The sequence below is a fragment of the Stenotrophomonas sp. 2201_Sma genome (genome assembly GCF_056486685.1).
On sequence record NZ_CM151329.1, the window covers coordinates 3,338,131 to 3,358,945 of the forward strand.

Annotated in this window: 14 protein-coding genes; 4 read left to right on the top strand and 10 right to left on the bottom strand. The window is 67.7% G+C overall.

All coding sequences use genetic code 11. The features are described from left to right. Nucleotides 1–43: 43 nt before the first annotated feature. From ACZLIF_RS15540 to hflK, 4 genes are all read right to left on the bottom strand, one after another. On the bottom strand, nucleotides 44–1,336 hold the full coding sequence (locus ACZLIF_RS15540) for an adenylosuccinate synthase (RefSeq protein ID WP_053518619.1): 1,293 nt from the start codon (nucleotides 1,334–1,336) through the stop codon (nucleotides 44–46). A 276-nt stretch (nucleotides 1,337–1,612) separates the two neighbouring features. After that, on the bottom strand, nucleotides 1,613–1,798 hold the full coding sequence (locus tag ACZLIF_RS15545; protein ID WP_053518621.1) for a DUF2065 domain-containing protein: 186 nt from the start codon (nucleotides 1,796–1,798) through the stop codon (nucleotides 1,613–1,615). 65 nt (nucleotides 1,799–1,863) lie between these two features. Continuing rightward, nucleotides 1,864–2,727, bottom strand: a complete 864-nt coding sequence (gene hflC, locus ACZLIF_RS15550; RefSeq protein ID WP_053518623.1) for a protease modulator HflC — start codon at nucleotides 2,725–2,727, stop codon at nucleotides 1,864–1,866. Beyond that, nucleotides 2,724–3,857 carry an FtsH protease activity modulator HflK gene (gene hflK / locus ACZLIF_RS15555; RefSeq protein ID WP_065182642.1) on the bottom strand — a complete coding sequence of 378 codons (1,134 nt, stop codon included), beginning with the start codon at nucleotides 3,855–3,857 and terminating at the stop codon, nucleotides 2,724–2,726. Before hflK ends, hflC begins: the two co-directional genes overlap by 4 nt. A gap of 151 nt (nucleotides 3,858–4,008) precedes the next feature. On the opposite strand from hflK, the gene ACZLIF_RS15560 reads away from it, so the two are divergent. Then, the gene (locus tag ACZLIF_RS15560; protein ID WP_065182641.1) at nucleotides 4,009–5,004 is read left to right on the top strand and encodes a YhdH/YhfP family quinone oxidoreductase; all 996 of its coding nucleotides are present in this window, start codon (nucleotides 4,009–4,011) and stop codon (nucleotides 5,002–5,004) included. A gap of 88 nt (nucleotides 5,005–5,092) precedes the next feature. Beyond that, nucleotides 5,093–5,464 (top strand): twitching motility response regulator PilH, encoded by a 372-nt coding sequence (gene pilH, locus ACZLIF_RS15565; protein ID WP_053518630.1) that lies wholly within the window; start codon nucleotides 5,093–5,095, stop codon nucleotides 5,462–5,464. Nucleotides 5,465–5,582: 118 nt separating this feature from the next. On the opposite strand, the gene ACZLIF_RS15570 is transcribed toward pilH, so the two are convergent. Further along, nucleotides 5,583–6,467: a DnaJ C-terminal domain-containing protein gene (locus tag ACZLIF_RS15570; RefSeq protein WP_128988000.1), complete on the bottom strand. Its 885-nt coding sequence runs from the start codon at nucleotides 6,465–6,467 to the stop codon at nucleotides 5,583–5,585. A 261-nt stretch (nucleotides 6,468–6,728) separates the two neighbouring features. On the opposite strand from ACZLIF_RS15570, the gene ACZLIF_RS15575 reads away from it, so the two are divergent. Both ACZLIF_RS15575 and ACZLIF_RS15580 read left to right on the top strand, forming a co-directional pair. Beyond that, on the top strand, nucleotides 6,729–7,211 hold the full coding sequence (locus ACZLIF_RS15575; RefSeq protein ID WP_128987999.1) for a peroxiredoxin: 483 nt from the start codon (nucleotides 6,729–6,731) through the stop codon (nucleotides 7,209–7,211). Nucleotides 7,212–7,240: 29 nt separating this feature from the next. After that, nucleotides 7,241–7,816: a ferritin-like domain-containing protein gene (locus tag ACZLIF_RS15580; RefSeq protein WP_128987998.1), complete on the top strand. Its 576-nt coding sequence runs from the start codon at nucleotides 7,241–7,243 to the stop codon at nucleotides 7,814–7,816. Nucleotides 7,817–7,859: 43 nt separating this feature from the next. On the opposite strand, the gene pbpC is transcribed toward ACZLIF_RS15580, so the two are convergent. From pbpC to acnD, 5 genes are all read right to left on the bottom strand, one after another. Further along, the gene (gene pbpC / locus ACZLIF_RS15585; RefSeq protein ID WP_128987997.1) at nucleotides 7,860–10,241 is read right to left on the bottom strand and encodes a penicillin-binding protein 1C; all 2,382 of its coding nucleotides are present in this window, start codon (nucleotides 10,239–10,241) and stop codon (nucleotides 7,860–7,862) included. A 49-nt stretch (nucleotides 10,242–10,290) separates the two neighbouring features. Next, nucleotides 10,291–15,198, bottom strand: a complete 4,908-nt coding sequence (locus tag ACZLIF_RS15590) for an alpha-2-macroglobulin family protein (protein WP_128987996.1) — start codon at nucleotides 15,196–15,198, stop codon at nucleotides 10,291–10,293. Between the two features lie 179 nt (nucleotides 15,199–15,377). Further along, on the bottom strand, nucleotides 15,378–16,838 hold the full coding sequence (locus tag ACZLIF_RS15595) for a bifunctional 2-methylcitrate dehydratase/aconitate hydratase (RefSeq protein WP_128987995.1): 1,461 nt from the start codon (nucleotides 16,836–16,838) through the stop codon (nucleotides 15,378–15,380). 99 nt (nucleotides 16,839–16,937) lie between these two features. Continuing rightward, entirely contained in the window at nucleotides 16,938–18,122 is a 1,185-nt protein-coding gene (gene prpF, locus ACZLIF_RS15600) for a 2-methylaconitate cis-trans isomerase PrpF (RefSeq protein ID WP_053518644.1), read from the bottom strand. A gap of 51 nt (nucleotides 18,123–18,173) precedes the next feature. After that, nucleotides 18,174–20,792 carry a Fe/S-dependent 2-methylisocitrate dehydratase AcnD gene (acnD, locus tag ACZLIF_RS15605; protein ID WP_065182635.1) on the bottom strand — a complete coding sequence of 873 codons (2,619 nt, stop codon included), beginning with the start codon at nucleotides 20,790–20,792 and terminating at the stop codon, nucleotides 18,174–18,176. Nucleotides 20,793–20,815: the final 23 nt, after the last annotated feature.

Consider the following 20,815-nt stretch of genomic DNA (forward strand, 5'->3'; position numbering starts at 1 on the left):
TTGAACAGCGTTACCACCACGCCGGACATGGCCCGGCGCTACCTCAGGCGAACGGATCCTGCAGGACCATGGTGTGGTCGCGATCGGGGCCGGTCGAGACGATGCTGATCGGGCAGCCCGCCAGCTCCTCCAGCGAACGCAGGTAGGCGCGCGCGGCCGGCGGCAGGTCATCCCACTGGGTGATGCCGTGGGTGTTCTCGCTCCAGCCCGGGAACTCCAGGTACACCGGGGTGCACTCTTCCCAGCCCTGCGCGTCCAGCGGCGCGTACTCGGTACGCTTGCCGCGGTATTCGTAGGCGATGCAGACCTTCAGCTTCTCCATGCCGTCCAGCACGTCCAGCTTGGTGATACACAGGCCGCTGATGCCGTTGATGGCCACGGCGCGCTTGAGCGCGACGATGTCCATCCAGCCGCAGCGACGCGGACGGCCGGTCGAGGCGCCGTACTCGGCACCGCGGTCGCGGATGCCCTGGCCGATCTCATCGTCCAGTTCGGTCGGGAACGGACCGCCGCCGACGCGGGTGGCATAGGCCTTGGCGATGCCCAGCACGTAGTCGATCGCATCGGCACCCACGCCGGCACCGGCCAGTGCGCCGCCGACGGTGGTGTTGGAGCTGGTGACGTACGGATAGGTGCCGTGGTCGATGTCCAGCAGCGCGCCCTGCGCACCTTCGAACAGCACGCGCTTACCCTGCTTGCGCAGGTCGTGCAGGATGCCGGCGACGTCGGACTTCATCGGCTCGACGTACTCGCCGAAGGCAAGTGCCTCGTCGTAGGTCTTCTGGAAGTCGATCGCGTCGGTGTTGAGGTACTTGGTCAGCACGAAGTTGTGGTAATCCAGCGCGGTGCGCAGGAGTTCTTCCAGCTGCTTGGGGTAATGCAGGTCGGCGATGCGGATGCCGCGACGCGCCACCTTGTCTTCGTAGGCCGGGCCGATGCCACGCCCGGTGGTGCCGATCGCCTTGCCGCCGGCAGCGCGTTCGCGCGCCTGGTCCAGGGCGATGTGGTACGGCATGATCAGCGGCGCGGCCGGGGAGATCTTCAGGCGCGAACGCACTTCCACGCCGGAGGTTTCCAGTTCGGCGATTTCCTTCTGCAGCGCGGCCGGCGAGATCACCACGCCGTTGCCGATCAGGCACAGTGCGTCGTCGCGCAGGATGCCGGACGGGATCAGGTGCAGGACGGTCTTCTTGCCGTTGATGACCAGCGTGTGGCCGGCATTGTGGCCGCCCTGGAAGCGCACGACCGCGCCGATTTCCTCAGTGAGCAGATCGACGATCTTGCCCTTGCCTTCATCGCCCCACTGGGCACCCAACACTACGACAGACTGACCCATGACGGGCTCCTCGATTTGTTGCGGCCATCGGGGCCGCGGACGGGTAAACCGTGGCGGGGGTGGCCAGCGCGGTCATGGCGGCTCCAAACGGGGAGCGGCCGGCGATGGATGGCCCAGACACGGAAAAAGCCGAACGGGGGAGGCCCGTCCGGCTTTTGTGCATTATCCGGGTTTCCGGGGTCGGGTGCCACCTTTCCGACGGACGGCTTCACCCAGCGGTCAGGGGCCCGAAACGGGGTCAGATCCCTTTCCTGCGGAAAGGAATATGACCCGCTGCTAATGCCGTGCCCACCACAGCAGGCTCAGGCCGGCCAGCAGGATCAGGCCGCCAAAGCTGCGCAGGGCCGGTCCAGGCAGGTCCAGCAGGCGCTCGGCCATGCGCTTCCAGGCCAGCGGGGCCGCGAACAGGAACAGGCCTTCCAGCACCGCGACCAGGCACACGGCCGCGAACAGGTCTTTCATCGGGAACTCCAGAAATGGCACGGGGCCCGGCATCTGGCCGGGCCCCGTGGGTAGTGCGTGCGACCTCAGCGATCGCTCTTGAGGTACTGCAGGAACGGGTCGTTCTTGTCGAGCACGATCACGCCGTTGCCATCGGTCATGGAGCCACGGTAGGCCTCCAGGCTGCGGTAGAAGGCGTAGAACGCCGGATCGGCAGAACCGGCCTTGCCATAGATGCGCGCGGCATCGGCATCACCTTCACCGCGCAGGCGCTGGGCATCACGCTCGGCTTCGGCGATCAGCACGGTGCTGTCGCGGTCGGCCTGGGCGCGGATCGTCAGCGACTGTTCCTCGCCTTCGGCGCGCAGCTTGGCGGCCTCCTGCTTGCGCTGGGCGCGCATGCGCTCATACACGTCGTTGATGACCTGGCTGTCGGTCGGCAGATCGACCTGCTTGATGCGCAGATCGATCATCTGCATGCCCAGCCCTGCCACCGCCTCGTTGATCCCCTTCAGCTGCTCGGCGATCAGCTCGCTGCGGTCGCCGGACACCAGCTGCTGCAGGGTGCGCGAGTTGATCTGGTTGCGCAGCGAGTCGGTGATGATCGGTGCCAGGCGGGCATTGGCGATGCGCGGATCGCCGCCGGTGGCACGGAAGTAGTCACCCACGTTGGAGATGTAGCCGATCGCGAAGAAGTCGACGCTGACGTCCTTCTGCTCGGCGGTGAAGTAACGCGCAGGGGCGGTATCAAGCACCTGGAAGCGGCGGTCGAAGACCTTCACCGTTTCCACGATCGGCAGCTTGAAGTGCAGGCCCGGCTTGATGTCCGAGCGCACTACCTTGCCCAGGTTCAGGACCATGGCGGTCTGGTCCTCGCGGACCACGTACACCGAGCCCAGCAGGCCCAGCACCACCGCCACGATCACGGCGATCCAGATTGGACTCTTCATCGGCTGCCCTCCTCACGGCCGCTCGGTCGCCCGGTCGGGCGGCCCGTGGGCCGGCCCGGGTCACGGGAAGGTTCCGCTGCCGTGGTACCCGGCAACGAAGGCATCACCACGTCCGGATTCGGCACGCCGGCGGCCGACGTCGCAGGACGGGTATCGCCGGTCATCGGCACGTAGATCAGCTGGCGGCCATCGCCACCGATCACCTTGCGGTTCTCGCTCAGCACCTGCTGCACCGTTTCCAGCCACAGGCGCTTGCGGGTCACGTCCGGCGCATCCTTGTACTGGGCCTGCAGCAGGCTGAATCGCTGCGCATCACCCTCGGCCTTGGACACCACGGCCTGCTTGTAGCCTTCGGCGGTGGTACGGGCGCGCGAGGCCTGGCCTCGTGCTTCCGGCACGACCTTGGCGGCGTAGGCCTGGGCTTCGTTGATCAGGCGTTCCTTGACCTGCTGCGCACCGTTGACCTCGTCGAAGGCCGGCTTCACTTCCTCCGGCGGACGGGCGTCCTGCAGGGTCAGGCCGGTGACGGTCAGGCCGGTCTTGAACGCGCGCAGCAGCGCCTGCAGGCGCTCCTCGGCAGCCGCGGCCAGCGGGCCACGGTTGTTCAGCACGGCGTTCAGATCGGCACGACCGACTTCCTCGCGCACGGCACTCTGGGCGGACTGTTCCAGCACCTGGTTGGCATCGACCGTGCCGAACAGGTACTGCTGCGGATCATCGATGCGGTACTGGACGTTCAACGACACGTTGACGATGTTCTCATCGCGGGTCAGCACCGGAACCTGGATCGAGAAGGTCTTGATCTCGGTCGCGTTGACCTTGGTGACCGACTCGATCGGCCACGGCAGCTTGAAGTTCGGTCCGGGCTGCAGGATGCGCGAGAACTGGCCGAAGCGCAGCACCACGCCACGCTGCTGCTCGCCGATCAGCTGGAAGCTGGAGAACAGCACCAGCAGCACCAGGGCGGCCACCACCCAGCGGACGATGCCGCCATCGAACAGATCCTTCAACGGCCCGGGCAGCCCGCCCCAGCCACCACCATTGCCACCGCCGCGCGACCCGAACGGCCCGCGTCGATTGTCCTCGGGGCCTTGTCCGCCCTTGTTGCCGCCGGGTGTATTCCAGGCCATGCACGCTCCATCAAGATATGGGCTGCGGCGCGGGCCCTTCCCGCGGCGCCAGCCGTGAACCATCACCGATCATACAAGATGGGGCGGATCGGCAGGATCGAAAGGGGGCGAACGGGGTAAGGTGGCGTTTTCCTCGAAGTCAGGCACGCTGATGGTCCCCACCACCCCGTTCACCGCCTTCCGCATCGAAAGCGACGACGCCGGCTACCGCAGCGGCCTGACCCGGCTGGGGGTCGACGACCTCAACCCCGGGCAGGTGCTGATCCGCGCCCGGTGGTCCTCGGTCAATTACAAGGACGCCCTGGCCGGCACCGGCAAGGGCCGGATCCTGCGCCGCTTCCCGCTGGTGGGCGGCATCGATGTGGCCGGCACGGTCGTGGCCTCCACCGACCCGGCCTGGCGCGAGGGCGACGCCGTGCTGGCCACCGGCTGCGGCCTGAGCGAAACCCGCGACGGCGGCTACAGCCAGTACGTGCGGCTGGAGTCGAGTGCGGTGATCGCGCAGCCGCCCGGGCTCAGCCCGCGCGAGGCGATGGTGCTGGGCACGGCCGGTTTCACCGCCGCGTTGGCGCTGCTGCGCCTGCAGGACAATCGGCAGACCCCGGATCTGGGCCCGCTGGCGGTGACCGGCGCCAGCGGTGGCGTGGGTGCCCTGGCGCTGTCGATCTTCAGCCGCGCCGGCTATACCGTGCACGCCATCAGCGGCAAGCCGGAGCAGGCCCGCTTCCTGCGCGACATCGGCGCCAGCGAGGTTCTGCCACGCGAGGCGTTGGCCGATACCGGCCCGTTGCAGACCGGGCGCTTCGGCGGGGGCCTGGACAATGCCGGCGGCGACATGCTGGCCAGCCTGCTGGCGCAGACCGTGCCCTACGGCAGCGTGGTCAGCGCGGGCCTCGCCGCCAGCCCGAAGCTGGACATGACGGTGATGCCCTTCATCCTGCGTGGCGTATCGCTGCTGGGCGTTTCTTCGGCCAACGCGCCACGCGCCCTGCGCGAAACCGTCTGGGCGCGGTTGGGCGACGACTGGAAGCCGCAGCATCTGCAGCAGATCTGTACGGCGGAAGTCGGCCTGGAGGCGCTGCCGGAGGTGTTCGAGCGCATGCTGGCCGGCGGTTCGCTGGGACGCACGGTGGTACGGATCGACTGAACGTTGCAGGCAGGCGACGGACGGCAGGCGCCGCCCTCCCGCCGGTAATCCGCCCGCACTACACTGCGGGCATTACCTGGGGAACAACATGGCACGCATTCTGATCGTCGACGACTCACCGTCGCAGCTGTTGGGGATACAGCGCATCGTCGAGAAGCTCGGGCACCAGATCCTGACCGCCACCGATGGCGCCGCCGGGGTGGAAGCCGCCCGTGCCGAGCTGCCCGATCTGGTGCTGATGGACGTGGTCATGCCCAACCTCAACGGTTTCCAGGCGACCCGCACCCTCGCCCGCGACGAGGCGACCCGGCACATCCCGGTGATCCTGGTGACCACCAAGGACCAGGACACCGACCGTATGTGGGGCATGCGCCAGGGCGCCAAGGCCTACATCACCAAACCGTTCTCGGAAGATGAGCTGTCCGAGGTGCTGGAGCGGGTGTTCGCCGGGCAGGGCTGAAGCCGCAGCATGCGCGGGTAGCCCCGGGCCATGCCCGGCGAGCGCAGCGGGTCAGGAGCCGCGGGGCATGGCCCGGCGCTACCCCTGGGTTGATTCACCGAGGGCGCTGCACAGGACGTCAGATTGATTCGCCGAAGGCCTTGGCCAGGTTGCGGTATGCCTTCTTCTGCGCTTCGTCGGTGGCGGCCGGGGCAATGATCTCCAGCTCGACGATCTGATCGCCATCGGGATTGCCCGGCAGGCCGCGGCCGCGCAGGCGAAGCTTGCGACCGGCTTCGGAATCGGCCGGAATCTTCAGCTCCACCGCGCCGCCCAGCGTGGGCACGCTGATGCTGGTGCCCAGCGCCGCCTGCCAGGGCGTGACCTGCAGCGAATACAGGATGTTGCGGCCATCGACCTCGAACTGCGGGTGTGCGGCGTACTCCACCTCCAGCAGCAGGTTGCCACCGTGGTTGCCCTGCCCCGCCAGACGGATCACCTGGCCGGGACGGATGCCCTTGGGCACGCGCACATCCAGCTGCCTGCCGTTGACGGTGATGCGCAGGCTGTCGCCGTTGTAGGCAGCCTCCAGCGGCACCGACAGCTTGGCGCGGGTATCGCGGTTGGGTGCATGCCCCTGGCTGCTGAATCCCGGGCCCGGTGCCTGGCCACCGCGCTGGCGGGCGAACAGGCTCTCGAAGAAGTCGCTGAAGCCGCCATTGGGGCCACCACCGCCGAACACTTCCTCGAAATTGAAGCCACCGCCACCGTAGTTCGGCGGCACATTGAATTCCTCGCCCGGCCGGTAACCCTGCGCGCGCAGCTGGTCATAGGCCGCGCGCTTTTCCGGATCGCGCAGCGCCTCATAGGCTTCATTGACCGCCTTGAACCTGTCTTCGGCCCCGGCCTCCTTGCTGACGTCCGGGTGGTACTTGCGTGCCAGCCGGCGGTATGCAGTCTTGATCTCCGCATCACCCGCACTCGGTTCCACCCCCAGGGTGGCGTAGTAATCCTTGAATTCCATCCAGCTACCTCGATTCGCTTCGGCCGCGCCGGTGGCGCCGCCCCGGGTTCATTCTACGCGCCGGCGATGCTACGCCGCCCCTCGTGCGGCCCCGGTGAGGCCGACTGATCCTGCGCAATGCGCCTGCCATCGGCCTGCGCCACGCTGTGGCTGGAACCCTGGCGCGTGCCCCCTGAAGATGGGGCCTGCACGCGGGGTTTCCAATGTCTTGACGCCCCTGTCCCATCCCGCCCACTAGCCTGCCCCAGCAAGGAGTCCATCATGACCATCCATGTCGGCGACCGCATTCCGGAAGTGACCCTCAAGCGCATCCGCGAGGGCATCGAGACGCTCGATACGCACTCGCTGTTCGACGCCCGCAAAGTGGTGCTGTTCGCCGTGCCCGGCGCCTTCACCCCCACTTGCTCGGCCCGCCACCTGCCCGGCTTCGTCGAGACGTTCGAGGCGTTCCGCCAGCGCGGCATCGAGGTCTACTGCGTGGCGGTCAACGATCCGTTCGTGATGAAGGCCTGGGCCGCTGACCAGCACGTACCCGAGGGCCTGCTGATGCTGTCCGACGGCAATGCCGAACTGACCCGCGCGCTGGGCCTGGAACTGGATGCCAGTGCTTCGGGCATGGGCATCCGCTCGCGCCGGTTTGCCCTGTACGTGGACGACGGCGTCGTCCGCGCGGCCTGGATCGAGCAGCCCGGGCAGTTCGAAGTGTCCTCGGCCGAGTACGTGCTGGAGCACCTGCCCACCTGATCTTCCACCGCAAGAGGAAACGGCCAGCCATGTCCAATACGCCAGCCAACGCCAACACGTCTTCCCACCCGCTTCCCGGCATCAGCGACCGCAAGGTCCTGCGCCAACGCGCGCGGCGCAATATTGAAGATGGCGCGATCACCGAAAGCTACAGTGCCGACCGCAAGGCCGTGATCAAGCTGCTCAACGACGCCCTCGCCACCGAGTATGTCTGCGTGCTGCGCTACTACCGGCATTACTTCACCGCCAAGGGAATGCTGGCCGATGCGGTCAAGGCCGAGTTCCTTGAGCATGCGCAGCAGGAACAGGCGCATGCTGGCAAGCTGGCCGAACGTATCGTCCAGCTCGGCGGCGAGCCGGACCTCAATCCGGACACGCTGAGCGCGCGTTCGCATGCCGAGTACAAGGAGGGCAGCGACCTGCGTGACATGGTTCGCGAGAATCTGGTCGCCGAACGCATCGCCATCGACAGCTACCGCGAGATGATCGACTTCATCGGTGATCGCGACACGACCACCAAGCGCATCCTCGAGGAGATCCTGGCGCAGGAAGAAGAGCACGCCGATGAGTTCGCCGACCTGCTGGACGGGTGGATCGGGGAATAGCGCTGCGCGTATCGGATATCGCGTGCCGGCCGTGGGCCGGCACCTACCGGAGGACGTTGAAACGCACCTGCGTCCACGCGCCATCGGCAGCCAGCGCGGTCAGCGTATGGCTACCCGGTTCGGCGAACTCGCGCTGCATCAGCTGAGATCCCCGGGTCTGTGCGATCCAGCGGCCATCCAGCAGCCAGTCCACTGCCTGCTCGCTGCCCAGCGCGCGCAGCTGCAGGCGCACACCGTGTTCGGCATTGGGCGCGCGCGCCAGCGTGGCGCCGTCATTCAGACCGTCCACGTGCAGCGCCACGCTGGCCTCACGGCCATCGTCGCGGCAGTCCGGTGACAGCGCCGGCAGCTGCGACAGCTCCCGGGTCGCCTTCGGCAGCCACGGCGACAGCAGCGCCGGCCAACGGGCGATTTCGCGCGCCACCTCCTCATGGGGCAGACGACAATCGGCCGAGACGCGCAGACCGGTGCGTGCATCTGCCAGGTAGCGCTGACGGCCCGGTTGCCAACGCCGGGCTTCGCGCTCGGGGAACGTGAGCGGTACGGCGCCGTCGAGCAGGTACGCCGGCATCCGCCGCTGGCACACGGCCGGCGGCAATCCTTCGGCGCGTTCACCGGTCGGCCAGCAGATGTCGCCCTGGCTGACGCTGGCCGGCATCGGTGCCGCCGCCGAATCGCCACGCTGGCGCGGCAGACTGTCGACCACCTCGAACATCAGCGGCAGCGCGGTGACCGCGCCGTACTGGCCCGGCAGGGGCGTGCCGTCGGGCCGCCCCACCCATACGCCCACGGTGTAATGCCGCGTGCTGCCGATGGCCCACGCATCGCGGTAGCCGTAACTGGTCCCGGTCTTCCAGGCAACGCGGGGGCGCCCTCCCACATCGAAGGTGCCCACGCCATACCCCGGACGCGGGTTCGACTCCAGCATCTCACGTACGATCCAGCTCGCCCCCGGCGACGCCAGCCGCCGCTCGATCATCGGCTCATCATCGGTGTAGCGCACGCGGCCGGCGATACCGTTGCGGTTCAGTGCGGCGAATGCCCCGACCAGATCTTCCAGCCGCGCGCCGGTGCCACCAAGTATCAGCGAGAGATTGGGGGGGCTGCCCGCGGGAAAACGCAGCTGGATGCCGGCGTGTGACAGGCGCGCGGCAAAGCGCGCGGCGCCGACCCGCTGCAGCAGGTCCACCGAGGGTACGTTGAGCGACAGGCGCAACGCACTGGAGGCGCCGATCGGGCCATTGAACGCCATGTCGAAGTTGCCGGGCCGGTAGCTGCCGAAGCTCTGCGGCGCGTCCACCAGCAGGCTCTCCGAGTGGATCAGGCCATCATCCAGCGCCATCGCGTACAGGAACGGCTTGAGGGTCGAACCCGGCGAGCGCCAGGCCTGAACCATGTCGACGTGGCCCAGGCGCTGGCGGTCGCCGAAGGACAGCGTTCCCACGTAGGCGCGCGCCTGCAGGGTCTGGTTGTCGACCACCAGCAGTGCCGCCGACGTCCGCTCCGGCAGGCTCGAGAAATAGCTGGCCACGCGCTCTTCCAGTGTGCGCTGCAGGCCGATGTCGATGCTGCTCCGGATGCGCGCCTGGCCGGGGTGTGCCGCATGCAGCCGCTGCGCCAGCAATGCCGCATGCAGTGGCGGTCGCAGCGACCGCGCCACCACGTTCTCGATGCGTGCATCCTCCACCTCATCCGGTGTCCACGCCCCCCGTTCGGCCATGCGTGCCAGCACCTTGTCACGTGCCTTCTGCGCCGCTTCCGGATGGCGGTCCGGGCGCAGGCGGCTGGGTGCCTGTGGCAGCACCGCCAGCAACGCGGCCTCGGCATGTGACAGCTGCGCGGCCGGCTTGCCCAGGTAGGCCCAGCTGGCAGCCTCCACGCCCTCGATGGTGCCGCCGTAGGGCGCACGCTCCAGATACAGGGCCAGGATCTCCCGCTTGGAAAGATGCACTTCCAGCTGCAGGGCCCGCAGCACCTGCTTGAGCTTGCCCCACGGGGTACGCGAATGCGGGTCGAGGATGCGTGCCACCTGCATGGTCAGGGTCGAGCCACCGGAAACGATGCGGCCGCCGCGCAGCAGCTGGCCGCTGGCACGCAGGATCGCCAGCGGGTTGATGCCCGGATGGCGCCAGAACCAGCGGTCCTCGTAGGTCAACAACGCCTGCAGGTACAACGGCGAGACGCTGTCGATCGAGGCCGGATAGCGCCACACGCCCTCGGCATCGGCGAACGCACGCAGTGGCGTGCCGTCGGCAGCCACCACCAGGGTGCTGGTGTCGCGCTGCTTCGGCAGTGGCGGCGGGAAAACGATGTCCAGTACCAGCAGCAGCGTCAGCAGACCCGCCGTTCCCCAGCGCAGCCACGGCCACAGCGGCCGCAGCCAGCGGCGCAGGTCCGCCCGCCGGGTCGTCATCGCGTTCTTCATTGCAGGTTGCCAGCAGGACGGGCCGCGCCGTCGCGGCCCGTCCGCGCGGTCACGGCTGCACCACCGTGATCGTGGTCGGGTTGCTGCGGCCGACGCCACGCAGCTGCGGCCGGTACATGTCTTCCACCAGCGGCGGCGGCACCGAGTAGGTGCCCGGGGTCACCGCACGCACCAGGTAGAACACATTGGCCTTTCCGCCGCGCGAGAGCTTGAGCGCTGCCACGTAGCGGTCGTCGCGGAACTCCTCATGCTTGGTATCGGCCGCGTCACCGCGGTCGCTGATGGTGATGCCATCGACGACCACGTCCGCCCACTGCTTCGCATCGCCCAGGTTGAAGTTCTCGATCTCCAGGCCGGCCGGCAGCAGGTCGGTCAGCAGCGCATCCGGCATGGTGGTGTCGGCACTGACGGTGACCCGCACGATCAGCGCTTCGCCTTCCTTCAGCGGGCGCGGCGACCACGGCTTGCCGTCGGTACCGAAGTAGCTGCGCTCGACACCGATCACACTGTTGTCCGGCGCGGGCGCACTGCGCGGGATGCCCGCCACATCGATGCTGGCGAACATCGGGGGCTGGCCCTGCGGAGTGAAGCGCACTCCGCTGGCCAGTTCGCTGGCGCTGAAGGTGCGGCCGAACAGCTTGCGCTCGCTGATCGATTCACTGTTGCCACCGACCACCAGCTCGCCGGCCACCAGTGCCTTCTGGTTGGCCGCCAGCGCCTTGCCGAGGCGGGCAATGGCGACCTGCTCCTGCGTGCTCAGCCACATCCAGCCGGCGTTGCGGCGCGCATCCAGGCCGCGGCCGAGATCAACCGCACGCGCATCCCATGCCGGCTTCGCCAGCTTGTTCTCGTGGGTCAGCGCGATCATCAGCGCATCATCACGGATCGCGCTGCCGTAGTCGCCGAAGTACGACGGGCGCTCGCTGCTGGACTTGGCGAAGGCAGCTTCCAACGCGGCCTGGCCACGCTTGGCGTCGCCCTGCAGCGACAGCGCCACGCCCAGGTGGACCAGCGACAGGCCGCCAACCGCCTTGCTGCGCTCGTTGTCGTACAGCGTACGCAGCGTACCCAGCGGCGCACGGTTGACCCGGGCCAGCACGTAGCCGGAATACGCCTGGTTGGCGAACTTCAGTTTCTCGCGCTCGTCCTGCCCGTAGAACGGGTTGCCGCCGGACAGCAGATCCTCGCTGAGACGGTTCAGTGCCTTCTGCAGCACGTTGTCCGGTACGGCGAAGCCGGCATCCCGGGCATCAAGCAGGAACTCGGCGATGTACGGGGTCAGCCACGGGTTCACATAACCATCGTCGCCCCACATCGAGAAGTTGCCGTTGGCCACCTGCATCGACGCCAGGCGGCCGAACGCGCCCTCCATGCGTTCGCGGCGGGTCTTGGCATCCAGGCCGTCTGCGCCGAGCATCGACGACGTGGCCTGATCCAGGATCAGCGCAGCGTAGCCCTTGCTGGTGGTCTGCTCGGCGCAGCCATACGGGTAATTCAGCGCGCCCTGCAGAGCACTGGCAAACGGAATCGGGGGCAGCGGGCTGACCAGCAGGCGCGCATTGACCGACTCGGACATCAGGCCATCGGCCAGACCGCTGTCGAGGCTGACCGCCGCCAGCGGGTCGAGCGTGCGTACCTGCGAGCGCAGCACCTGCGGCCATGCGGCACGCACCGGCAGGTCGTAGCGGCGGTCGGCCTTGAAGCCATTGCCTTCCACACGCACCCGCACCTTGGCCACGCTGTGGCCTTCGCGTGCCGACAGCGGGAAGCTCAGCGTGGTCTTCGCATCGGCGTTGAGCTGCACGCTGCGGCTGCCCTCGCCAAGGGCCAGCGGTCCCTCGCTGTCCACGCGCACGTTGAACTGGCCGGGCTTGCCGGTGAAGTTCTGCACGTCCAGCGTCACGGTGCTGCGGTCGCCCGGGGCGAGCACGCGCGGCATGCTGGCCTCGGCCAGGATCGGTGCGCGCACCACCGTTTCCACGTCGCGCTTGCCGTACTGGTCATCGCTGTACACCAGCGCCGACACGCGCAGCGTGCCGTTGAAGTCCGGCACCTTGAGGCGGATGCGGGCATTGCCCTTGGCATCAAGCTGTACCGGGCCGGAGAACAGATCCACGGTCTGCACGCGCGCGGTCGGCCGCTTGGCCTGAGGCAGGGACTGCAGCGCCATGTCACCGCCGAACTTCAGCTTGCCGGCGCCGCCGTCGAAGCTCTCGATCACCCGGCTGTAGATGTCATAGGCATCGATGCCGAGGCGGCGCTGGGCGAAGAAGTGCGCGCCGGCATCGGGCACGGGGAAACGGGTGATGTTGAGGATGCCCACATCCACCGCCGACACGGTGACGTGCGCAGCCTTGCCGGCCAGCTGCGGTGCGCTGACCGTCACCGGCAGATCCTGTTCCGGGCGCATCTGCTTCGGCGCCACCAGGCCGACGGCCACGGTGCGGCCCCTGCGGTCCATCGGTACGTGCACCACGCCGACCGCGCGCGCCGGGGTGATCTTGCTCGGCGCACTGCCGCCCCGGAACACCAGCGCGGTGATGTAGACATCGTGGCGCTCCCAGTCAGCGGTGACCGGGATGTTGAAGGTGGCACCGGGCTTGGCGTCGATGTCCTGCACGTACAGCATGCGATCGGTCTCGACCATCAGGATGCCCTTTCCGGCATGCGGCGGGGTCACCGTCACCTGCAACGTATCGCCCGCCTTGTAGCCGGTCTTGTCCAGGCCCAGCTTGACCTTGTCCGGACGCGCATCGAGACCGCGATTGTCATCGCCCCAGCTCCAGCCGGCACGGAACGGATAGCGGCTGGTCAGGCCGGTGCCCGGATCGAACACGTCCACCCGGTACTCGCCCCACTCGACCGGAACATCGAACGCCACCGCACTGCTGCCGGCATCGACCGTGCGGGTTTCCTTGTTCTCGAACCGACGGGTGAAATCGTAGTCCCAACGGTTGTCGTTGAAGGTCCAGTGATAGTCACGCAGCTCGCGCACCAGGGTGATCTTCAGGCCCTTGGCCGGCTGCGGCCGGCCGGCCGCGTCCACGCGCACCAGTTCGAAGCGTGCATTGCTGTTGGAGTCGGCACCATCGTCGGGGTTGAACAGCGGACGCACGCCGACCAGTGCATTGGCCGGCCACATCACCCGCTTCAGGGTGCGGGTCACGGTCCGCCCACCGGTCTCGTACAGGCTGCCGGACAGCACCACCGCGATCGGCGCCTTGGCCTTGGCCGCTTCTTCCGGCAGCGTCACGTCCTCGCGCAGCTGGCCGTTGGCCGGCAGCGTCGTGTCGATCACGTCCTTGGCCTCGCGCGGCAGCTGCAGGGTCGGGTCGCCGAAGAAGTAGCCCGGCAATCCCTCGACCGGCTGCTGTTCGGCTGCCACGGCCAGGCGCGCGGTGAAGCGGTTGCCGTCAGCCGGCGCGCCGTACAGATACGCGCCATCGGCCTGCAGACGAAGATCTTCGCCCGGCTTGAGCGTCTTCTGCGGGCTGTCCAGGTCCAGCTTCATCCGTTCGGGCAGGAACTCTTCGATGCGCAGGGTCATGCCCTGGATCGCTTCCTTGCTGGCCGGATCGGTACGGAACTCCACCTGCCAGCGTCCTGTCGGCGCCTCGGCCGGGATGACCTGCTCGAAGGCGATGTAACCCTGCCCGCCCGGCTGCAGGCGGGTCTCGCGGAAGGTCTTGCCGTCGGGCTGCTTCAGGCGCAGGAACACCGGCTGCGACTTGACCGGCTTGCCATCATTGTCGCGCAGCAGCGCAGACAGGCGCACGGTCTCGCCCGGCCGATAGAGGTCGCGGCCGGACCATGCGTAGACATCGAACCAGGCATTGTCACGGCCGGCAACGGCAAACTCGCTCAGGTCCAGGGCCGGCTGGTTGAAGGGCAGGAAACTGGTGTCGCGACCACTGCTGGCCACCAGTACGTGGGTGGCGTCGAGCGTGTAGTTCAGCAGCGCATTGCCGTTGCCATCGGTACTGCCCTTGAGCACCACCTCGCCCTTGCCGTCGAGCACGCGCAGCTCGACGTTCTTCAGCGGTGCGCCGTCCTTCAGTCCGGCGGTGTGGACGAACAGCTTGTCCTTGTAGGCGCGCGTGTGCAGGCCGATGTCGCTGACCGAGAAGAACGCGGTGTCGAACTCGCCCTCGTAATCGCCCGTGCGCTTGAGCAGTGCGAAGTACAGGCCCGGCTCCTGCAGCTCCTTGATGTCCTGGGTTGGCAGGTAGGTCAGCACCCGCTCGTTCTGCTTGCCGCCGAGGATGAAGCGGTTGACGTAGACCGGCTCGGCCAACGCATTGATCGGGCTGCGCTCGTAGTCGCTGCTCAGTTCCCAGCTGCCACGACGGCCGCCGCGCTGGTACTGGCTGAAGAAGGTCGGCAGATCCTTCTCGCGCACGCGCAGGAATTCGACGTCGACCTCGGGAACATTCACGGAGACAACGGGCAGGCCGCGGCTGTCCTTGGCCGGCAGCACGCTGCCCTGCGAGGCGAAGCCGGCCACCGGCTTCAATTCGCCACTGAACACCTTCTGCTTCAGCTCCTTGCCCAGCCGGCTGCCATCGGCGGCCAGCAGGTCCGGCGATACCACCAGGCTGAACTCCTTGCCGGCTTCGACGAACGGATAGCGCAGGGTCAGTCCGTCATCGGACAGGGTCCAGCTGCTGTCGTCGGTGCCGACCTTCTCTTCGAAGCGCACCAGCGTGTCGAAATCCTGCGTGCCGACCAGCGGGCGCGAGAACTCCAGCGCCAGCGACAGGCCGTCGTTCTTCTGGTCCGGGTAGGCGCGCAGCAGGGTGAACTCCTTCACCTGCTCGGCCTGGGTGGTAATGGCCTCGCCACTGGCCTTGGGCAGCTGCCCGCTGTCGTTGCGGCAACCGGCCAGACCCAGCAACAGGCCTCCTGCCAGTACCGCCGCCGCCCATCCCCACCGCTTGCGCCGTGCCGGACCGCTCATGTCGTCACTCCTTGATCGAGGCGGCCATTATAGGCGCGCCGCGTCAAGGAGTTGGCGCCGATCCGGCAGGACTGCATCGGAACGGTAGCGCCGGGCCATGCCCGGCGGTCCCGGTAGCGGCCAACCTTGGTTGGCGTTGGGCCCGTGCCAACCAAGGTTGGTACCTACCAAGGCGCGCCCTACCCCGGCCGGTACAGATCCACGTAGTCGGTCACCGGCATGGCCGCCAGCGCCACCGGGTCCAGCGAGGCCGCCAGGATGCGCTGCTGCTGGGTGGTGGGGAACCGATGGGCCAGATGCCGCCGGAACTTGTCCATCAACAGGGGCATGCCCTCGTCGCGTCGCCGGGCGTGGCCGAGCGGGTACTCGACCAGGACCTCCGGCAGTTCGCTGCCGTCGTTGAAGCGGACGGTCAGGCCGTTGGCGATGCTGCGCTTGTCCGGGTCCAGGTAATCCGCGCTGAGCTGCGGGTCTTCGTGGCAGGTCATCCGCGCGCGCAGCGCATCGATGCGTGGGTCAGCAGCGACATCGTCCTCGTAGTCCTCGGCCACCAGCCGCCCATGCAGCAGCGCGATGGCGACCATGTACTGCACGCAGTGGTCGCGGTCGGCCGGATTGTGCAGCGGGCCGCGCTTGTCGATGATGCGCATGCAGGCCTCCTGCGTGCGGATGGTGATATGCGCGATGTCATCGACGCTGCGCCCGCCTGCCCGCAGCTGCGCGTGCAGCGCGACCGCGGCCTCCACTGCGGTCTGGCCGTGGAACTCGGCGGGAAAACTGATCTTGAACAACACGTTCTCCATCACGTAGCTGCCCAGTGACCGCCCCAGCGTCACCGCCTGGCCGTGCATGGAGACCGCTTCGAAGCCCCAGGTGGGAGCGCTCAACACGCTGGGATACCCCATCTCGCCGCTGGCCGCCATCAGCGCCAGGCGCACGCCGCGGCTGGTGGCATCGCCGGCGGCCCAGCTCTTGCGCGAACCGGTGTTGGGCGCATGCCGGTAGGTCCGCAGCGCCTGGCCATCGACCCAGGCCAGCGACAGCGCATTGAGCATGCGCTCGCGATCCAGCCCAAGCAGGCGGGCGACCACGGCGGTGGTGGCGACCTTCACCAGCACCACGTGGTCCAGCCCGACCCGGTTGAAGGAATTCTCCAGGGCCAGCACGCCCTGGATCTCGTGCGCCTTGATCATCGCCACCAGCACATCGTGCACGGTCGGCGGCGGACGACGCAGGGCCACGGCATTGCGCCCCAGCCAATCGCAGACGGCCAGGATGCCACCGAGATTATCCGACGGATGACCCCACTCGGCGGCCAGCCAGGTGTCGTTGAAGTCGAGCCAGCGCACCATCGCGCCGATATTGAACGCCGCCTGCACCGGATCCAGCACGTAGTGCGTTCCCGGCACGCGCGCGCCGTTGGTCACGCTGATGCCCGGCACCAGCGGCCCGAGCAGCTTGCTGCAGGCCGGGAAGGACAGCGCTTCCAGGCCGCAACCGAGGGTATCCAGCAGGCAGTAATGCGCGGTCTGGAATGCCAGTGGCGAGTCGATGCGCACGTCGCGCACGTAATCGACGATGTCCACCAGCAGCGCATCCCACGCGGCACGTTCGTTGGACGGGGTGTGGCTGTCGGACATCGTCTGTTCTCCGCTGACGCCGGACCACGCCCGGCGGTTCATGGGCGGGCCCTGCCGCGCTCGCCGGGCATGGCCCGGCGCAACCGCCATGGTCCCGCGTTACAAGGTGTCGGCCGGTACGCGCACGCTGCCTTCCATCAATACACGGGCGCTGCGGCTCATGATGGCCTTGGTCACTGTCCACTGGCCGTCAACGAGACCGGCCTGGGCGCCCACGCGCAGCGTGCCGGACGGATGCCCGAAGGTCACCGCCTCGCGCTGGCCACCGCCGGCGGCACGGTTGACCAGCGTGCCCGGAATCGCAGCAGCGGTACCGATCGCCACGGCGGCAGTGCCCATCATCGCGTGATGCAGCTTGCCCATCGACAGCGCACGCGCATGCAGATCGATGGCCGATGCCGGGATTGCCTTGCCGCTGGACGATACATAGTCCTGTGCCGGTGCCACGAACGCCACTTTCGGCGTGTGCTGGCGGGTCGCCGCCTCTTCCAGCGTCGAGATCAGGCCCATGCGCAGCGCACCGTGCGCACGGATGCTCTCGAACTTCTGCAGGGCGGCCTTGTCGTCGTTGATCGCCGGCTGCAGCTCGGTACCGCTGTAGCCCAGATCGGCCGCATTGAGGAAGATGGTCGGGATGCCGGCGGTGATCATCGTCACCTCGAAACTGCCCACGCCCGGCACATCCAGGGTATCGACCAGGTTGCCGGTCGGGAACATCGCGCCCGCGTCGCCATCATCGGAGGGATCTATGAACTCAAGCTGGATCTCGGCGGCCGGGAAGGTCACGCCATCCAGCTCGAAATCACCGATCTCCTGCACCTCGCCATTGCGCATCGGCACGTGGGCGATGATGGTCTTGCCGATGTTGGCTTGCCAGATGCGCACGGTGCACAGGCCGTCGCGCGGCACCCGGGCCGGATCGATCAGGCCGTTGGCGATGGCGAACGGACCCACCGCAGTGCTGAGGTTGCCACAGTTGCCGCTCCAGTCGACGAACGCGGTGTCGATCGAAACCTGGCCGTACAGATAGTCCACATCGTGATCGGGCACGGACGCACTGGAGATGATCACGCACTTGCTGGTGCTGGACGTGGCCCCGCCCATGCCATCGGTGTGCTTGCCATAGGGATCGGGCGACCCGATCACGCGCATCAGCAGCGCATCACGTGCCGGGCCCGGCACCTGTGCGGCTGCGGGCAGGTCCTGCAGGCGGAAGAACACGCCCTTGCTGGTGCCACCGCGCATGTAGGTGGCGGCAATGCGGAGTTGCGGAAGAAAGCTCATGGAACGGTTCCTTGCAATGAAAGACGGCCCGTTGCCGGGCCGTCGGTTGTCTCATGCCACCCGGGCACCTTCGAGGAAATCCTGGGCGAAGCGCTGCAGTACACCGCCCGCTTCGTAGATCGCCACTTCCTCGTCGCTGTCCAGGCGACAGGTGACCGGCACGATGATGTCCTGCCCATCGCGGCGGTGGATGACCAGGGTCAGGTCGGCGCGCGGCGTGCGCTCGCCCACCACGTCGAAGGTCTCGGTACCGTCGATGCCCAGGGTCAGCCGGGTGGTGCCCGGCTTGAACTCCAGCGGCAGCACGCCCATGCCGATCAGGTTGGTACGGTGGATGCGCTCGAAGCCTTCCGCCGCGATCGCTTCCACGCCGGCCAGGCGCACGCCCTTCGCCGCCCAGTCACGCGAGCTGCCCTGGCCGTAGTCGGCACCGGCGATGATGATCAGCGGCTGCTTGCGCTCCATGTAGGTCTCGATCGCCTCCCACATGCGCATCACCTTGCCCTCCGGCTCCACCCGCGCCAGCGAGCCCTGCTTCACGCTGCCGTCGTCGTTGCGCACCATCTCGTTGAACAGTTTCGGGTTGGCGAAGGTGGCGCGCTGCGCGGTCAGGTGGTCGCCGCGGTGGGTTGCGTAGGAATTGAAGTCCTCTTCCGGCAGGCCCATCTTCGCCAGGTATTCGCCGGCGGCACTGGAGGCCAGGATTGCGTTGGACGGCGACAGGTGGTCGGTGGTGATGTTGTCCGGCAGCACCGCCAGCGCGCGCATGCCCGCCAGCGTGCGTTCACCGGCCAGCGCCCCCTCCCAGTACGGCGGGCGGCGGATGTAGGTGCTCTGCGGGCGCCAGTCGTACAGTGGACTGACCGCCGCACCCTGCTCCACGCGTACGTTGAACATCGGATTGTAGACGCTGCGGAACTGCTCCGGCTTCACCGCCGCCTTCACCACCGCATCGATCTCGGCATCGCTCGGCCAGATGTCCTTCAGGCGCACCTCGTTGCCGTCGGCGTCCACGCCAAGCACGTCCTTCTCGATGTCGAAGCGCATGGTGCCGGCAATGGCATAGGCGATCACCAGTGGCGGCGATGCCAGGAAGGCCTGCTTTGCGTAAGGATGGATGCGGCCATCGAAGTTGCGGTTGCCCGACAGCACGGCGGTGGCATACAGGTCGCGGTCGATGATTTCCTGCTGGATCGCCGGATCCAGCGCACCGCTCATGCCGTTGCAGGTGGTGCAGGCGAACGCGACGATGCCGAAGCCGAGCTTTTCCAGCTCCGGCAGCAGGCCGGCCTCTTCCAGATACAGCTGCACCGCCTTTGAACCCGGGGCCAGCGACGACTTGACCCACGGCTTGCGCAGCAGGCCGCGCTCGTTGGCCTTGCGCGCCAGCAGGCCGGCGGCGATCACGTTGCGCGGGTTGGAGGTGTTGGTGCAGCTGGTAATGGCGGCGATGATCACCGCGCCATCAGGCATCAGGCCCCGCAGCTGCTCGGCCTTGCCGGCATCGAGCTTGGCTGCGTCGGCGATGCCGCGCTCGGCCAGCTCGGCCACCGGCAGGCGGCGATGCGGATTGCTCGGGCCCGCCATGTTGCGGACCACGCTGGACAGGTCGAAGCGCAGCACGCGCTCGTACTGCGCCGTGGCCAGCGCATCGGCCCACAGACCGGTGCTGCGTGCGTAGTTCTCCACCAGCGCCACCTGCGATTCCTCGCGGCCGGTCAGGCGCAGGTAATCGATGGTCTGCCCGTCGATGTAGAACATCGCCGCGGTCGCGCCGTATTCCGGGCACATGTTGGAGATGGTGGCACGGTCACCGATGGTCAGCGCGGCCGCACCCTCGCCGAAGAATTCAAGCCAGGCGCCCACCACGCGTTCCTTGCGCAGGAACTCGGTCAGGGCCAGCACCACGTCGGTGGCGGTGATCCCTGGCTGTGGCCGACCGGTCAGTTCCACGCCGATGATGTCGGGCAGGCGCATCCACGACGCGCGGCCAAGCATCACGTTCTCGGCCTCCAGGCCGCCGACACCGATGGCGATCACGCCCAGCGCATCGACGTGCGGGGTATGGCTGTCGGTGCCCACGCAGGTATCCGGGAAGGCCACGCCGTCCTGCACGTAGATCACCGGCGACATCTTCTCCAGGTTGATCTGGTGCATGATGCCGTTGCCCGGAGGAATCACATCCACGTTCTGGAACGCCCGCTTGGTCCAGTCGATGAAATGGAAGCGATCCTCGTTGCGGCGATCCTCGATGGCGCGGTTCTTCTCGAATGCCTGCGGATCGAAACCACCGCACTCCACCGCCAGCGAGTGATCAACGATCAGCTGTACCGGCACCACCGGGTTGACCTTGGCCGGATCGCCGCCCTTGTCGGCGATCGCATCGCGCAGGCCGGCGAGATCCACCAGCGCGGTCTGGCCGAGAATGTCATGGCACACCACGCGCGCCGGGAACCAGGGAAAATCCAGGTCGCGGCGACGTTCGATCAGCTGCGTCAGCGAGGCGGTGAGCAGGGCCGGATCGCAACGGCGCACCAGGTTCTCGGCCAGCACGCGCGAGACATACGGCAGCGTGGCGTAGGCGCCGGGTTGGATCGCATCGACCGCAGCGCGCGCATCGAAGTAATCCAGCGGGGTGCCGGGGAGGGTCTTGCGGTAATCGGTATTCATGGGCTGGCGGAATGCTTGGGGCG

Bases quoted from the DNA above. Each gene is read 5' to 3' on its own strand.
- ACZLIF_RS15540 (WP_053518619.1), bottom strand. From the start codon at position 1,336: ATGGGTCAGTCTGTCGTAGTGTTGGGTGCCCAGTGGGGCGATGAAGGC.
- ACZLIF_RS15545 (WP_053518621.1), bottom strand. From the start codon at position 1,798: ATGAAAGACCTGTTCGCGGCCGTGTGCCTGGTCGCGGTGCTGGAAGGC.
- hflC (WP_053518623.1), bottom strand. From the start codon at position 2,727: ATGAAGAGTCCAATCTGGATCGCCGTGATCGTGGCGGTGGTGCTGGGC.
- hflK (WP_065182642.1), bottom strand. From the start codon at position 3,857: ATGGCCTGGAATACACCCGGCGGCAACAAGGGCGGACAAGGCCCCGAG.
- ACZLIF_RS15560 (WP_065182641.1), top strand. From the start codon at position 4,009: ATGGTCCCCACCACCCCGTTCACCGCCTTCCGCATCGAAAGCGACGAC.
- pilH (WP_053518630.1), top strand. From the start codon at position 5,093: ATGGCACGCATTCTGATCGTCGACGACTCACCGTCGCAGCTGTTGGGG.
- ACZLIF_RS15570 (WP_128988000.1), bottom strand. From the start codon at position 6,467: ATGGAATTCAAGGATTACTACGCCACCCTGGGGGTGGAACCGAGTGCG.
- ACZLIF_RS15575 (WP_128987999.1), top strand. From the start codon at position 6,729: ATGACCATCCATGTCGGCGACCGCATTCCGGAAGTGACCCTCAAGCGC.
- ACZLIF_RS15580 (WP_128987998.1), top strand. From the start codon at position 7,241: ATGTCCAATACGCCAGCCAACGCCAACACGTCTTCCCACCCGCTTCCC.
- pbpC (WP_128987997.1), bottom strand. From the start codon at position 10,241: ATGAAGAACGCGATGACGACCCGGCGGGCGGACCTGCGCCGCTGGCTG.
- ACZLIF_RS15590 (WP_128987996.1), bottom strand. From the start codon at position 15,198: ATGAGCGGTCCGGCACGGCGCAAGCGGTGGGGATGGGCGGCGGCGGTA.
- ACZLIF_RS15595 (WP_128987995.1), bottom strand. From the start codon at position 16,838: ATGTCCGACAGCCACACCCCGTCCAACGAACGTGCCGCGTGGGATGCG.
- prpF (WP_053518644.1), bottom strand. From the start codon at position 18,122: ATGAGCTTTCTTCCGCAACTCCGCATTGCCGCCACCTACATGCGCGGT.
- acnD (WP_065182635.1), bottom strand. From the start codon at position 20,792: ATGAATACCGATTACCGCAAGACCCTCCCCGGCACCCCGCTGGATTAC.